The 14607-nt window shown below is 38.1% G+C and carries 15 protein-coding genes, 1 tRNA gene, 2 rRNA genes and 1 other annotated feature; all 18 genes read right to left on the reverse strand.

Features of this window, described 5'->3' with window-relative positions; all coding sequences use genetic code 11:
• Positions 1-28: 28 nt before the first annotated feature.
• Positions 29-379: a hypothetical protein gene (locus BMY14_RS04785; RefSeq protein ID WP_091829688.1), complete on the reverse strand. Its 351-nt coding sequence runs from the start codon at positions 377-379 to the stop codon at positions 29-31.
• Positions 380-397: 18 nt separating this feature from the next.
• Positions 398-1105 (reverse strand): PP2C family protein-serine/threonine phosphatase, encoded by a 708-nt coding sequence (locus tag BMY14_RS04790; RefSeq protein WP_091829690.1) that lies wholly within the window; start codon positions 1103-1105, stop codon positions 398-400.
• A 40-nt stretch (positions 1106-1145) separates the two neighbouring features.
• Complete coding sequence (locus BMY14_RS04795) at positions 1146-1736, reverse strand: 5-formyltetrahydrofolate cyclo-ligase (RefSeq protein ID WP_177177481.1); 591 nt, start codon at positions 1734-1736, stop codon at positions 1146-1148.
• Positions 1737-1764: 28 nt separating this feature from the next.
• A complete protein-coding gene (gene yajC, locus BMY14_RS04800) occupies positions 1765-2049 on the reverse strand; it encodes a preprotein translocase subunit YajC (RefSeq protein WP_019554204.1) in 285 nt (94 codons plus the stop codon).
• Between the two features lie 80 nt (positions 2050-2129).
• A complete protein-coding gene (tgt, locus tag BMY14_RS04805) occupies positions 2130-3245 on the reverse strand; it encodes a tRNA guanosine(34) transglycosylase Tgt (RefSeq protein WP_091829694.1) in 1116 nt (371 codons plus the stop codon).
• A gap of 394 nt (positions 3246-3639) precedes the next feature.
• Entirely contained in the window at positions 3640-4716 is a 1077-nt protein-coding gene (locus BMY14_RS04810) for an aldo/keto reductase (RefSeq protein WP_245741272.1), read from the reverse strand.
• Positions 4717-4758: 42 nt separating this feature from the next.
• The gene (locus tag BMY14_RS04815; protein ID WP_091829696.1) at positions 4759-6087 is read right to left on the reverse strand and encodes a purple acid phosphatase family protein; all 1329 of its coding nucleotides are present in this window, start codon (positions 6085-6087) and stop codon (positions 4759-4761) included.
• A 221-nt stretch (positions 6088-6308) separates the two neighbouring features.
• A complete protein-coding gene (gene queA, locus BMY14_RS04820; RefSeq protein ID WP_091829698.1) occupies positions 6309-7349 on the reverse strand; it encodes a tRNA preQ1(34) S-adenosylmethionine ribosyltransferase-isomerase QueA in 1041 nt (346 codons plus the stop codon).
• Between the two features lie 27 nt (positions 7350-7376).
• The gene (locus BMY14_RS04825; protein WP_091829700.1) at positions 7377-8702 is read right to left on the reverse strand and encodes a SpoIID/LytB domain-containing protein; all 1326 of its coding nucleotides are present in this window, start codon (positions 8700-8702) and stop codon (positions 7377-7379) included.
• 17 nt (positions 8703-8719) lie between these two features.
• Positions 8720-9310: an epoxyqueuosine reductase QueH gene (locus BMY14_RS04830; RefSeq protein WP_091829702.1), complete on the reverse strand. Its 591-nt coding sequence runs from the start codon at positions 9308-9310 to the stop codon at positions 8720-8722.
• 27 nt (positions 9311-9337) lie between these two features.
• Positions 9338-10345: a Holliday junction branch migration DNA helicase RuvB gene (gene ruvB / locus BMY14_RS04835; protein ID WP_091829704.1), complete on the reverse strand. Its 1008-nt coding sequence runs from the start codon at positions 10343-10345 to the stop codon at positions 9338-9340.
• Positions 10346-10347: 2 nt separating this feature from the next.
• Entirely contained in the window at positions 10348-10941 is a 594-nt protein-coding gene (gene ruvA / locus BMY14_RS04840; RefSeq protein WP_091829706.1) for a Holliday junction branch migration protein RuvA, read from the reverse strand.
• A 174-nt stretch (positions 10942-11115) separates the two neighbouring features.
• Positions 11116-11610, reverse strand: a complete 495-nt coding sequence (gene ruvC, locus BMY14_RS04845) for a crossover junction endodeoxyribonuclease RuvC (RefSeq protein WP_091829708.1) — start codon at positions 11608-11610, stop codon at positions 11116-11118.
• A gap of 167 nt (positions 11611-11777) precedes the next feature.
• Complete coding sequence (locus tag BMY14_RS04850) at positions 11778-12512, reverse strand: YebC/PmpR family DNA-binding transcriptional regulator (protein WP_091829710.1); 735 nt, start codon at positions 12510-12512, stop codon at positions 11778-11780.
• 69 nt (positions 12513-12581) lie between these two features.
• Positions 12582-13799 (reverse strand): tyrosine--tRNA ligase, encoded by a 1218-nt coding sequence (gene tyrS / locus BMY14_RS04855; protein WP_091829712.1) that lies wholly within the window; start codon positions 13797-13799, stop codon positions 12582-12584.
• 57 nt (positions 13800-13856) lie between these two features.
• Positions 13857-14073, reverse strand: a binding site (T-box leader).
• Positions 14074-14183: 110 nt separating this feature from the next.
• Positions 14184-14259 (reverse strand) — tRNA-Asn (locus BMY14_RS04860).
• Between the two features lie 4 nt (positions 14260-14263).
• Positions 14264-14380, reverse strand: a 5S ribosomal RNA gene (gene rrf, locus BMY14_RS04865).
• Positions 14381-14383: 3 nt separating this feature from the next.
• Positions 14384-14500, reverse strand: a 5S ribosomal RNA gene (gene rrf / locus BMY14_RS04870).
• Positions 14501-14607 lie beyond the last annotated feature (107 nt).

Raw genomic sequence — 14607 nt, forward strand, 5'->3', positions numbered from 1 at the left:
CGTATGTCAATTCACCAAATGCAGCTATTTATACAGCAGCTTCTGCTTTTTTTATAAAAGCAATGACTTCTTTAAGCACATCCTCTTTACTTAAAGAATCCGTTTGTATATATAAATCGGCATGTGCCTTCGCATCACTTAAGCGTTCGTGCTGAGCTATCAGACGACTTTCATCCCAGTAAACGATGCGGCGTTTTTTGATGGCGGCAAGACTGGCATCGATCATAATCAAAATATCCGGATGATGTTTATTCCAGAATTTTTTAATACAGGAATGTTCTTGCGCCACATTGTACGCATTAAAACCAGCCTCTTTCAAATTTGTAACCAATGTGGTTTTACCTGAAGCGCATACTCCAACCACAGCTATAAGTGACATAATAAAGCATCTCCTAACCTACACTGGATAAGTAATACTTACGTGTCCGATCTTGTTGATCTCTTGTTGATCGCATATCCCCATAACTACTACAGTCATATCATCACCTGGTTTATCGTGGTCCATTCGCAAAGCATACTCTAGAATGCTTTTAGCGATAAAATCAACATCTTCCACAGCATTGTCTTCGATTATTTTCAAAATATAAGATAATTCTGCCTGTGGTCCGCCTCTTTTTCGACCTGCGGCCTGTATACCATCCGTATAAGAAACAATTAACATTCCTGCTGCCAGTGGCAGTTCATAAATTAAAGGTTTCATATGCCGATGTACCCCGATCGGGTTGACATCATCGTCATATACCGTTTGATAATCATCTGTCTTCACAATAACAGGACAATTAGAATTACGGCTGATCACTATTGTTTCCGTTTCCAGATCGGCGCTAAGCACCGTCAAAGTACACGAAACTTTTTTATCTTTCATTGCATACAAATAATCATGAACAGCTCTGGCCACGGCTCCATCACGTGCCCCGTCGGCAATCAAAGATACAGCTTTATGAATTACCCAGCTGCTCGTATGATGCGCTGAAAGGCCGCTTCCCTGTCCATCAGCCAAAATAGCAGATATGCCTCCATGCGGCCGTTCGGCAAATTCACAACCATCACCAGAATAATCCACGGCATATTTCGAAGTTTTTGCGATTGCCATTTTTATTTCCATATCAATCTCCGCCTATCAGAAAGAAGGCAAAATGTAAAATTTACATTTTGCCTTCTTTAGAATTTATCAAACCACTTGCTGTCAATATCGCATCCATTGAACAATCATGTTCTTCAATGGGGACTTTGCTCACGAGTTGACAATCAAATGCAATACCCAAACAAAAAGCTTGTTTTGCCCGCATGATAAAACGGTCATAAAAAGCTGCGCCCATGCCAAGTCTATAGCCATCCGTATCAAACGCAACGCCTGGTATAATCATCAAATCAATATCCGATGGATTAGCAAACTCCATATTGCATGAATTTATCGTTAAGATATCAAAATCACCTTTACTTAATTGATCGACATCAAAAACAAATACCGCGTCCATTAAGCCGTTTTTATCATGAATATAAGGAATGCATATTTGTTTACCATCCTGCAGAGCATAACGCATCATTTGATCGGTTTGTACTTCATCCGGCAGTGCTGCATAAAGCATGATACATTGTGCTTTTTTATAAACCGGTAAACTTATTAATTGCTCAAATACAAGATCACTTTGTCTATGTACAATTGTTTGACTTAACTTACGGCGTTTTTGTAAAATCAATTTCCGCAAATTTTTCTTTTCTAAAGCTATTTTCATTGAATCACAGTTTTCTATGGTATCGTTTTTATTTTTTTTCTTGTGAAACATTGGCATTAATCGATGATCTTGCAACTTCAATTTCAACTTTGTCAGCAATTTTCACAGTGACAATATTATCTTTAATGCTCGTAATCTCACCATAAATACCACCAACTGTCATGATGCGATTACCTTTATTGATATTGTCGAGCATCTCTTTACGACGTTTTTGCTCTTTCTTTTGTGGCTTGTATAAAAGAAAGTAAAAAATAATGACCATGATCACAATTGGACCATAGGATGCAAGCATTCCCATCATTTCAGGATCCATATCTACAAAACTCCTTCCAAATTGGTTTAATTAAATATAGCTATAAAAATTAAATTCGACAAATTTCATATAGTTCCTGTTTAATGACTGTAATTTGCTAAAAATTTATTTTGGAACTCAACAAAATGATCTTCCATAATGGATTCACGCATCTTTCGCATAAAATCCAATAAAAAATACAAATTATGAATTGTCATCAAGCGCAGTCCAAAAATCTCGTTGACACGAACCAGGTGACGAATATATGCCCGCGAATAATTACGGCAGGCATAACAGCCGCAATGCTCATCGATTGGTCTAAAATCACGAGTATATTCCGCATTCTTTATAACAAGGCGCCCCATCCAGGTCATTGCAGTACCATTTCTGGCTACACGAGTTGGGAATACGCAGTCAAACATATCAATGCCCCGCTGGACACCTTCAACTAAGCAGTCTGGCGTCCCGACGCCCATAAGATAGCGTGGTTTATCTTTTGGCAGCTGGCAAACCGTATGTTCCAGTATCTCATACATAAGATCTTTTGGTTCACCAACGCTTAAACCGCCAATTGCATAGCCAGGAAAATCCATCTCTTTTAAATCATTGACGCTCATCGTACGAAGATCTTTATACATGCCGCCTTGCACAATTCCAAAGAGTCCTTGATCGGTACGGGTCAGCGTGTCCTTACAACGTTTCGCCCATCTTGTCGTACGCTGCGTAGATTGTTTTGTGTAGTCGTGGTCAGCTGGATACGGAACACATTCATCAAAAGCCATGATAATATCTGCACCAAGATCCATCTGTATTTTAGTCGCTACTTCCGGTGATAAAAATTTCTTAGAACCATCAATATGCGAACGAAATGTAACGCCATCTTCGGTAATCTTACGAAGATCACCCAAACTAAAAACTTGAAATCCACCACTATCTGTTAAAATAGCTTGATCCCAGTTCATAAATTTGTGCAATCCGCCCGCTTCCTTGACAAGATCTTCACCGGGGCGTAAAAATAAATGATACGTATTGCTTAAAATAACCCCTGCGCCCATATCCTTTAACTCTTCCGGCGATACGCTCTTAACCGATGCCTGTGTACCAACCGGCATAAACATTGGTGTATCAAATGAACCATGCGGTGTATGAATTTTCCCCGCCCGCGCTCCTGTTTTTGAACACTCTTTAATCAATTCATATTTTATTGCTGTCAAAATAAGCCCCCCAACTCAATTTTGCGGTTTACTCGATCATAAAAACGTGCACCCACAATGTTATGTTTAAACGCAATTCTCTGTATTTACTAAAATATAGTGTAAACCATTCCGCTCTTTACTAAAACGAAAAACTTTTTCTATACATAATAGAAAAGTATAACAGTAAGTTGCGTTTTTTTCAATCTTTCCGCGAAAGCAAGCTATAATTCAGTTATTTTTCCATAAACAAAAAATAGTTTGCACAGTTTTCAAAACCTGCACAAACTATTTTTTTCTGCGCATAATGGAAGCAATCCGATCAATGTGCTTAACTTTCCTGCCTTTTATTTTTCAACTACGCGAAGGAATTTCCACTTCAAATGTAGCCGCCACATCCTTTAAATATTTTATAATCTCAATATGCTGCGGACAACTTTTTTTCGCACTTTTTGCAACCAATGCAATCTGAGGCCTTTCCGTTTACTTTTGTATAATTATCATAATATACTCTTTGTATAGAAAAAGCATTGCTCGCAGACTGTTTTTCCGTATTGTATAAGGCAAAATATTTTGGAATAGCTATATGTTTTGGACAACCATCTACACAATACTGACAGGCTGTACAGGGAATAACAATTGATTCATTAATAATTGCAACAGCCCTATTTAAAATATCGTATTCCACTTGTGTAAACGGTTTAAATTCTTGCATATAACCCGTGTTGTCCAACAATTGATCCTGATCAGACATGCCGCTTAACACCATCATAATTCCCTCATGACTGGCCACATAGCGAATAGCCCATGAAGGTATTGAAAGATCTGGCTGATAGTCTTTAAATAATTTTGCTGCTTTTGCCGGTACATTTGCCAGCATCCCGCCCTTTACTGGTTCCATAACAACAATCGGTTTATTATGTTTTCTGGCGACTTCATAGCATCTTCTTGACTGAATGCTTTCATTCTCCCAATCAAGATAATTAATCTGCAATTGGACAAAATCCACTTCAGGATGTGTCGTCAATATTTCATCTAATAAATCGGAATTATCATGAAAAGAGAAGCCAATCTGTCTAATTTTCCCTTCATTCTTCTTCGCTAAAATGAAAGCAAAACTATTAAATTTTTGCGCTGTTGCATAATTTGTCACACCTAAGTTATGCAGCAGATAGTAATCAAAATATTCTACACCACATTTTTCTAACTGTTCAGCAAAAATCCGTTCTTGATCCTCCTGCTTTTTCAAAAACATAGTTGGCAGCTTATCAGCTAAGGTAAAGCTGTCTCTTGGATGACGTTTAACCAAAGCATCCCGAATAGCGATCTCACTTTTTCCGCCATGATACATATAAGCTGTATCAAAATAGGTGAATCCTCTGCTCAAAAAAGTATCGACCATTTTATTTAATACATCCAGATCAACGTTAGTTGGATCTTCCTTACTTTGTACTGGCAGGCGCATGAAACCAAAGCCTAATTTTTTTGTTTGCATACAAACATCCCCTTCAAAATTCTGTTGTTTTAGCGGAGTGCATTACACATTTTTTGTTATCTCCACATGATCAATTTCTTCACCCGATGGTAAAAATGACTGTAATCGCAAAACTTTTTCATCAACCTCTAATGTCATATAATTATCCGTTTCTGGCTGTGGAGCAACTACCTTGTCAAAAGGATGATCTCCCCATAGATTCGGATAACGGACATTCCCCGCGACCCCGGTAAGAATATAAAGTGGTCCACGCTCATCCGGCTGGAAATTATATAAGCGCTCACGACGACGATACGTATGAAGATGTCCCGTAAGTACCACATCAATGTTATATTCATCAAATAATGGCATCCAATCTTTTCCAATATCTGATATACCGGATTGTCTATCACTTTGCCGTGTTTTAAATTTATAAATCAATACATCTTTATGCATTAAAACGACCTTCCATTTTTTCGTGGTCTGCGTAAGATCGTTCACAAACCATTCTTTTTGAATTTCAAATAGTCCCGGCTGAAACTGCTCCATTTCATCAAACTGCGTATTTAAAACAATAAAATGTACCGATCCATAGTCAAAAGAATAAAACTGGTTCTGTCTTTCAGGAAAGCCATTTTGCGGCAAAGAAAAAAGATGGAGATACGCCTCCGGCATCCGAACTTTCCAATCCAGATTATATGTTTCATGATTTCCCAAAAGCGGTACGAGCGGAATTCTATCTATAATACCAGCAACCCCGTCAAACCAAGCCCGCCATTGGGTATGGTCTTCACCATTATCGACCAAATCGCCCATATTAACAAAAAATGCCGCATCAGGATTCGCTTTTTGAGCAAATTGTGCAAGATTTTTCCAATCACTATAATCACTCGACTGTGAATCTGGAAAAATCAAAGCTTTAAAGGCGCGCCCAGCATCGGTTTTTAAAGCATGCCAATCACTACGCTTGTTGTCATCACCAACGCGATATTCGTATTCTTCACCCGGGTTTAAATTATCTAATTCTGCCACGTGTATATAAGTCGTTGTTTTATCATCAGAAAATTCCTCATCCGTTGCGGTACTTGATTTTAGCGCAGCTTCTCCTTTTGTACGATATTCTACAACAGCCGCCTTTTCAGGAAACTCAGACTGCCACATAATTGTCCGTGAAACCGCACTATCCTTTGTAATAATCTGTCGAACCGCGACCGCATCCATCTCCCCCATCGGCAAATAATGACCTGCCATTGTTTTTGCTGATTGAATCGTCTGCTGTGACCAGGATCGAACCTCTGATAAAAATGTATACACCCCAGCAGCTCCTACAAGAATTCCACTCATAAGCTTAACAAATTTACGCCGGGATAATTTGTTGTTTTCTATATTCATAGCTGACTATTCCACCTTAATTTCACTTCCAAACTACGTCGTGGTAATTTATAATGAATTTTTATAAAAATGTGTACATAAGAATTGCGAAACAAAAGATGTCGTATATTTTTTATATCTCTATCCTACCACTTAGAGTTCAGTCTAAGTCAAGAATATTTTTATTATTTGGTCGCTAAAAAATAAAACCCCCTGAACCTCAATAAGAACAGGGGGTTTAACTATTTTTTAATTTTTTGGTTTAGTATTATCATCGCATCACCAAAACTGAAAAATCTATATTTTTCTTTAATGGCTTCTTCATAGGCTTGTAAGATAAATTCCTTATCAGAAAATGCACTAATCAGCATCAATAAGGTTGATTTTGGTAAATGGAAATTTGTAATAATAGCATCGACAATTTTAAATTCATAGCCTGGATAAATAAAGATTTCGGTCCAGCCGCTTTTTGCTTCGATAAAACCTTTGCGTTCACTCGCCGATTCCAAGGTACGTATCGAAGTAGTCCCTACGGCAATGACTCGGTCCCCGCGTGCCTTCGTATCGCATATTAATTTTGCAGTTGCCTCTGGTACACAATAATATTCTTTATGCATAACATGATCTTCTATTTTTTCAACATTAACCGGACGAAATGTCCCAAGACCAACATGTAAGGTAACAAAACCAAGGTTCACGCCCATAGCTTTTAATTCTTCTAGCATTTCGGTCGTAAAATGCAATCCAGCTGTCGGTGCCGCCGCAGAACCTTTTTCTTTAGAATAAACCGTTTGATACCGCTCTTTATCGGCTAATTCCTCATGGATATAGGGCGGCAGCGGTGTTTCACCCAATCGATCCAGAATTTCTTCAAAAATACCTTTATAGTGAAACTTTACAATTCGCCCGCCAAAATCAGTATGACTCATAATTTCACAAGAAAGCTCTGTCCCAAAGGAAATAATATTGCCAGCCAATGCTTTTTTCCCCGGTTTAACCAAAGTCTCCCATTCGTCGCCATTAATACGCCGCAATAGGAAAACTTCAACCTTCCCTCCGGTACTTTCACGATGACCAATGAGCCGTGCTGGCATTACTCTGGTATCATTAAAGATTAAAGTATCGCCGGGAACGAGTTGATCTTTTAAATCATAAAAGTGATGATGTTCAATCGTTTTAGCTGTTTTATCAAGTACCATCAAGCGAGAATGATTTCGCGGTTCGCATGGTGTTTGCGCAATTAATTCTTCTGGTAAATTGTAATCAAAATCTGACAATAACATAGTAATATTTACTCCCTTAATGAACTTTTAATAGATTTTTTTTATTTCTATATTTTTATAATAATGATTTAGTATATCTTTAAAATCACCATTTTTGTTAACAGCAAATTTTTCAGCCATAGCTTTGGCGCCCCATTGTGACATGCCAAGTCCATGTCCCCAGCCAAAGCCTGAAAATGAAATAATTTCGCCGGTTCGTCCATGGATACGACGAATATTTTCGGTATCCGTAATGAAGTTTTTTTCTTGATAAGGCGGTAGATCTACTTTAATTTCTTTTTTATAGTAGTCCCCCAAGGGAACATCAATTTTTTTATCAACAGGTACAATCATACTGATATCAAACCGTGTACTTTTTAAAGAGAATATATTGCGTACCTGATTTCCGGTAAGACGTACAATATCCTTATCACCAATAAAAGACATTGTTTTGATACGACCCGTTGTTGTTCGATCCGCTGCATTTTGTCCTGGTTTTTGCAATGGTGAAAGCTCAATTGCCTGCAAATTTCCAATTGGATGTCCAACGGCAGCTAGTTTTCTCTGAATCTCCAATGGTGTTATATCTAGTTGCCAATGATGATTTGGTGCCTGGGCATCATCATCTAAAACGGAGCGTAAATATGGCAGATAAGTACCCCAAACATCCTCACTATTTTCGGTGTAACCACCTGAAGTTGTATGAAATGGTGCATAAATCGGTTTATTATTATATAACATAACAATACCAGCCGTGTCATCGACTGCTTGGATCGCATTTGTTTTTTCAGCTTTTTTACCAGTATATACTTGGCAGTGTGTCGTGGCGCACAGATCAAAACCATCCTCTTCATGTTTATGTAAACTATATAAAGCAAATGTCCGCGCTGCTACAGCCTGTGCTTTCAAAGCTTCCGCAGACCATGAATCGGGCATCTCACCAGGAACTACACTATATAGGTATTGATCCAGTAAAATTTTATTAATTACCGTCATACCACTTACAGCAGCCCTGATTTCCATGCTTCCGCGATAGCTCTTCTTATTGATTTCAATTCCCTTATCTGCATCAGGATTTTCTAATTCAATCCCTATATTTTTACTTTTAATGGGCTGATCATTTAAAAATAGTTGTTTATTTTTAAATACAATGAACAGTTTTACATTCGCATCATATTTTTTGATAATTTTGTGAGTATCCGAATCTAAAAGAACAAAGGGTGCATCCGCTGATACAAATATGCTCGATTGTTTCTCCCATAAACCAATTTTCACGTCTGGACTTTGCCTCGCACCCTGAACACTAGCTTCTGAGGTTAAAGGCATCCATACCAATATAAAAAGCAAACATATAATAAGTTTCCCTATTTTCATGATAGAATCCCCCACTTTTACGATGTTAAACTTTCTAATTGTTTTTGTTCTTGTTTTTTCTTTTTCCGCCAAGCCTTGCTATAACGTTCTTCTTCACTAAAAATACAGCCACAATAAGGTTGACGATAAAGTTCCATTTGCAAACTTAAATCAACACCCGTTTGCCAGCCAGGACGAAAATCTTCATAAAAAAAAGGAATGTCTTCTTCTATGGCAATGGTCTCCGCTGTTTTTTTCATCACCTCATGCTGTTGATAGGGGCTTACAAACAAAGATGCCGTGAATGCATCATAGCCGTTCGCTTTGGCAAAGTTGGCGGCTTGGCGAAGCCTCCAGGTATAACACATTTGACAACGACCATTCGGCACAGTTTCTGCGGTCAATGCTTTCGTTAAAAATTCCCGCAATTGATAGGTATCATCCACAATAAGGTCCAGGTTAACTTTTTCAGCAAATTCTTTTGCCGTTTCCAAGCGATGCCTGAATTCTTTATAAGGATGTATATTCGGATTAAAAAAATAGCCCGTTAATTCATGTCCCAATTCACGCAACCTCTGTACTGGAAAACACGAACATGGACCACAACACATATGCAGTAATATTTTCATTTTAATCAAACCTCTTTTACGCCATAATTAATCTTTCGGATAAGGAATATTCAAGTGTTCATATGCTGCTATAGTGGCAACACGACCACGCGGGGTCCGATTTATGAACCCTAATTGCAAGAGATATGGTTCATACACATCTTCAATTGTATCGGTTTCTTCACTGATGGCGGCAGCGATTGTATCCAAACCAACGGGTCCGCCAGCAAATTTGTGAATCATCGCATTGAGCAGCATACGATCGGTATGATCAAGCCCCATTTTGTCAACTTCCAACATCACCAAAGCCTTATCGGCTATATCATCCGTTATAATTCCATCTGCAGTAATTTGGGCAAAATCCCGCACTCGTTTCAATAATCGATTTGCAATACGTGGTGTACCACGTGAACGCCTTGCTATTTCAATAGCGCCGCGATCTTCAATTGCAATCTCTAAAATCTCTGCTGCCCGTTTAATAATATGCACAAGGGCATCTGGTTCATAATACTCGAGACGAGAAATAACGCCAAAACGATCGCGCAGCGGCGCTGCCAAAGCACCCGCCTTCGTAGTTGCACCAATTAAAGTAAACGGTGCTATATCAAGTCGTATAGACCTTGCACTCGGTCCTTTACCAATAATAATATCAAGCGCAAAATCTTCCATAGCTGAATATAATACTTCCTCAACATTGCGTGACAAACGATGAATTTCATCAATAAACAAAACATCTTTTTCACCCAGATTTGTCAATAATGCGGCTAAATCTCCCGCTCTTTCAATAGCCGGCCCCGAGGTTACACGGAAATTGACGCCTAATTCATTCGCAATAATGGCGGCTAAGGTAGTTTTGCCAAGACCTGGTGGACCATATAAAAGCACATGATCTAAGGCTTCGCCTCTCGATAAGGCTGCCTGGACAAAAATAGACAGATTTTCTTTTACTTTATCCTGTCCAATATATTCCATAAACTTTTTTGGTCTTAAACTATATTGCCATTGATCGACATTCTGCTCATCGCCCAAAACAATCCGTTCGTCTTTATCTTCCATTGCTACCTCCTGGCAAATTCCTTTAATGCAAATTTAATGACATCTTCTACTGTTTTAAGATCCATTGCTTTACGCAGCAATGGCATTATTTCTGCCTGCGTATACCCTAGTGCCACTAAAGCCTGACTTGCCTCAGAAATGACATCTGTTTCACCATCCCCAGTATCAATCACATCAAACATAACAACATCATCTGCAGTTTGCACTTTATCTTTCAATTCCAAAATTAAACGTTCAGCTGATTTTTTCCCGATTCCAGGAAGTTTCGTTAATACACCAATTTGTTTCTGTTGGATTGCTTTCGAGAGGTTCTCTACTGTAATCGCCGACATCATCCCCAATGCTACTTTTGGACCTATACCAGAAACCGATAAAAGTTTAAGAAACAAATCATATTCTGCCTGTGTATAAAATCCATATAAAAGCATTGCATCTTCACGTACATTCAAATATGTAAATAAAGTAACCGTACTACCCACGGACAGTTTGGCTCTTGTTGAGCCGGCTATAAAAACGCGATACCCGACTCCATTCACGTTTATTAAACAATAATCAATCAATAAATGGCTGATTTTTCCGTTTAAATATCCTATCATATAACATACCGCCTCCTTACCTAGCTGCATCAATCCGACAAAGCACTGTGATTATTATATATCATAATGTGTTTTTTTGCGAATTCTGCATTTTAGCTCTTCTAAAAAAATAGCAACGATAAAACAAATATCATTTGTCCTACCCTTGCATTTTCTGTTATATACTTTACATAATTAAAGTTTATTTCTCCACACAATACTGTTCATGCAATGGGTTGTACAGATAGCGACTGCCAATGCATCGGCAACATCATCGGGATGAGGTGCTTTAGGCAAATTTAAAAGTTTTTGTACCATAAAAATAACCTGATCTTTCGTTGCCCGTCCATAGCCAACAACGGCCTGTTTTACCTGGAGCGGTGTTCGTTCAACCAATTCAATTTCATGTTTTGCTGCCGTCAAGAGTACGACACCACGTGCCTGTCCAACAGGAATCGCCGTGGTTACATTTCGATTGAAAAACAGTTGTTCAACGCCCATGACATCCGGTTTATATTTTAAGATAAGAGCATCTATTTCATTATAGATCTTCAATAAGCGTTCTTCCGGTTTACTTTTAGGACTTGTAAGCACGGCACCATAATCAATTGCCCGTAAATGATTACCCTGCATTTCTACTAAGCCATAGCCGCAAATCGCCGTTCCTGGATCAATACCTAAAACCAACATATTTAAATTCCTATTCCTCAAACTAAATTCTTTTACCTCAATCTAACATTACGCAAAAGTTTAAGACCATATGTTCTATCATATCATATGCAGCGAATTCAAACAACCGAAAACAATAAACCCTCACTTTAATTTTCGAATAAATCAAAGTGAGGGTTTATTGTTATTTATTCTTCTTCATCAATGTCATAATTCGAATAAACATTTTGCACATCATCATGTTCTTCGAGTGCTTCAATAAGATTCATCATTTTTATTGCATCTTTTCCTTCAATTTTCACCGTAGTATCCGGAACCATTGTAACTTCTGCTTCTACCGTTTCAATTTTATTGTCTTCAAGAACTTGCGCAATTGCTTCAAAATCCTCTGGAGCAGCAATGATTTCGAACGAATCATCTTCTGCTTTAAAATCATCGGCACCAGCATCTAAGACCAACAGCATAAGATCCTCTTCATTATCATAGCTTTCTCTATCCACAATGAACACAGCTTTTTTCTTAAACATCCAGCCCACACAGCCTGTTTCACCAAGATTACCACCATTTTTAGAAAACAGATGCCGAATATCTGCTGCTGTACGATTGCGATTGTCTGTCAATATATCTATCATAACAGCCGAACCAGCAGGTCCGTAACCTTCGTAAAATAATTCTTCATAGCTGCTGCCATCAGCGGCACCCATACCTTTTTGAATTGCTCTTTGAATATTTTCTTTGGGAATATTATTTGCTTTCGCTTTTGACAAAGCTAATTTCAATCGCATATTACCAGTAACATCACTACCACCCATTCTTACTGCAACAGTAATTTCACGGCCGATCTTCGTTGTAACTTTACCACGAATCGCATCATTTGCCCCTTTTTTACGTTTAATGTTTGCCCATTTAGAATGTCCTGACATAAAAGTAACCGCTCCTTTTTTTTAAACTAACTTAATTATTCTATCATATATGTTTTATTTTCGCAAAATTTAAGCAATAACCAAACGATAATATTTTTTCTTTCCCTTTTTCACAAGTAAAGATTTTTCGCTAAATAATTCTTTGCTTAAAACAAAATCAACATCGGTTATTTTTTCATCTTGCAGGGATAAACCATTTTGTTGAATTAAACGACGCCCTTCGCTTTTTGAAGCAAAAACACCTTCACGCGCCAAAAGATCGAGTAATTTCAAGCCAAAATCAGCTTCTGAAAGTTCAATAGTTGGTACATTATCTAAATTTCCAGTTCCATTAAAAAGTGCTTCTGCGGCCTGCTGTGCCGACAATGCTTCGGCTTCGCCATGAATGAGTTTTGTAACTTCAAATGCCAAAACCTTTTTTGCATCATTAATGGCTTGATCTTGAAGTGACCCCAAACGTTTCACTTCTTTCATCGGTAAAAATGTCAAAAGTGCTAAACATTTTTCAACATCCGCATCTGTAACATTTCTCCAATACTGATAAAACTCATAAGGCGATGTTTTTGCTGGATCAAGCCATAAAGCACCTTTTTCTGTTTTACCCATTTTTTTACCTTCACTGGTTGTAAGTAAGGTAAATGTCAAACCAAATGCTGCTTTCGCTTCTTTACGACGAATCAGCTCAACCCCAGCGATAATATTAGACCACTGATCATCGCCACCCATTTCTAATTTACAATCATAACGATGATTAAGTTCCATAAAATCATACGCTTGCATGATCATATAATTAAATTCTAAAAAGGTTAACCCCTTTTCCATTCTTTGTTTATAGCATTCTGCCGTAAGCATACGGTTAACGGAAAAGTGTGGTCCAATATCACGAAGCATCTCAATATAATTTAATTTTTTAAGCCAGTCGCCATTATTAACCATAAGTGCTTTTCCATCACTAAAATCAATAAAACGCTGCATTTGTTTTTTAAAGCATTCACAATTATGTGCAATAACCTCATCCGTCATCATTTTGCGCATATCCGTTTTCCCCGAAGGATCGCCTACTGTTGCTGTGCCCCCCCCAATCAAACAAATGGGACGATGTCCAGCTTGCTGCATATGGGCCATGACCATCATACCTAAAAAATGGCCAACATGAAGACTATCTGCCGTTGGATCAAAGCCAATATAAAAACTCACTTTCTCTTTATCAAATAATTCACGAATTTCATTTTCATGCGTTACCTGAGCAATAAAGCCACGTTCTTTTAGCGTATCAAAAACACTCATATTTCTTCCTCCATTATGTATTATTTTTATTTTAAAATAAAAAAACTCGTCCCTCCGAAAAGGGACGAGTAATATTCACTCGTGGTACCACCCAAATTTAATTTGCCAAAGCAAATATAACTTTGCAGCCTATAACGCGACCAGCCGGATCTGCCTACTAAAGTTCAGCTTACAGTTCAAAGGTGTATTTCAATGTATCAGCCTGCTATGTTACACCACACCATAGCTCTCTGCTAAACTAAATACATTTACTCTTCCTCATCATCACATTTTAATATATGACGTTTATTATAACAAATCTACTATAGAGAATCAAGTTCTTTTATTGACATAGAAAAAGCACCTAATAAACGCTATTAAGAATTCATTAAGTGCTTAAGAAAATGGCTCCTTGAGTAGGACTCGAACCTACGACCGATCGGTTAACAGCCGATTGCTCTACCAACTGAGCTATCAAGGAATAAAACTGGCAGTTTTCTATCCTCCCAGGGCGTTTCCACCCAAGTACTTTCGACGTTCAAGTGCTTAACTACTGTGTTCGGTATGGGAACAGGTGGATCCACTTGGCTATCATTACTGGATTTAACTGGCAGTTTTCTATCCTCCCAGGGCGTTTCCACCCAAGTACTTTCGACGTTCAAGTGCTTAACTACTGTGTTCGGTATGGGAACAGGTGGGTCCACTTGGCTATCACTACCAGATATTCTTTTTTTAGATAGTGCGTTCTTAAGCTTTCGCTTTCGTTCGCTTTATCTTAAGAGTTTGTTCTCTCAAAACTATACAGAAGAAAGAAATGTTCGCATTTTAG

It is taken from the genome of Propionispira arboris, from assembly GCF_900109225.1.
Classification (GTDB): Bacteria; Bacillota; Negativicutes; order Selenomonadales; family Selenomonadaceae; genus Propionispira; species Propionispira arboris.

Excerpts from the sequence above, each read along its gene's own strand:
- tyrS (WP_091829712.1), bottom strand. The coding sequence starts at position 13,799 with ATGAGTGTTTTTGATACGCTAAAAGAACGTGGCTTTATTGCTCAGGTA.
- ruvC (WP_091829708.1), bottom strand. The coding sequence starts at position 11,610 with ATGTTGGTTTTAGGTATTGATCCAGGAACGGCGATTTGCGGCTATGGC.
- BMY14_RS04825 (WP_091829700.1), bottom strand. The coding sequence starts at position 8,702 with ATGAAAATAGGGAAACTTATTATATGTTTGCTTTTTATATTGGTATGG.
- BMY14_RS04790 (WP_091829690.1), bottom strand. The coding sequence starts at position 1,105 with ATGGAAATAAAAATGGCAATCGCAAAAACTTCGAAATATGCCGTGGAT.
- BMY14_RS04785 (WP_091829688.1), bottom strand. The coding sequence starts at position 379 with ATGTCACTTATAGCTGTGGTTGGAGTATGCGCTTCAGGTAAAACCACA.
- BMY14_RS04810 (WP_245741272.1), bottom strand. The coding sequence starts at position 4,716 with ATGCAAACAAAAAAATTAGGCTTTGGTTTCATGCGCCTGCCAGTACAA.
- BMY14_RS04815 (WP_091829696.1), bottom strand. The coding sequence starts at position 6,087 with ATGAATATAGAAAACAACAAATTATCCCGGCGTAAATTTGTTAAGCTT.
- ruvB (WP_091829704.1), bottom strand. The coding sequence starts at position 10,345 with ATGGAAGATAAAGACGAACGGATTGTTTTGGGCGATGAGCAGAATGTC.
- BMY14_RS04850 (WP_091829710.1), bottom strand. The coding sequence starts at position 12,512 with ATGTCAGGACATTCTAAATGGGCAAACATTAAACGTAAAAAAGGGGCA.
- BMY14_RS04830 (WP_091829702.1), bottom strand. The coding sequence starts at position 9,310 with ATGAAAATATTACTGCATATGTGTTGTGGTCCATGTTCGTGTTTTCCA.
- queA (WP_091829698.1), bottom strand. The coding sequence starts at position 7,349 with ATGTTATTGTCAGATTTTGATTACAATTTACCAGAAGAATTAATTGCG.
- BMY14_RS04795 (WP_177177481.1), bottom strand. The coding sequence starts at position 1,736 with ATGAAAATAGCTTTAGAAAAGAAAAATTTGCGGAAATTGATTTTACAA.
- ruvA (WP_091829706.1), bottom strand. The coding sequence starts at position 10,941 with ATGATAGGATATTTAAACGGAAAAATCAGCCATTTATTGATTGATTAT.
- yajC (WP_019554204.1), bottom strand. The coding sequence starts at position 2,049 with ATGGATCCTGAAATGATGGGAATGCTTGCATCCTATGGTCCAATTGTG.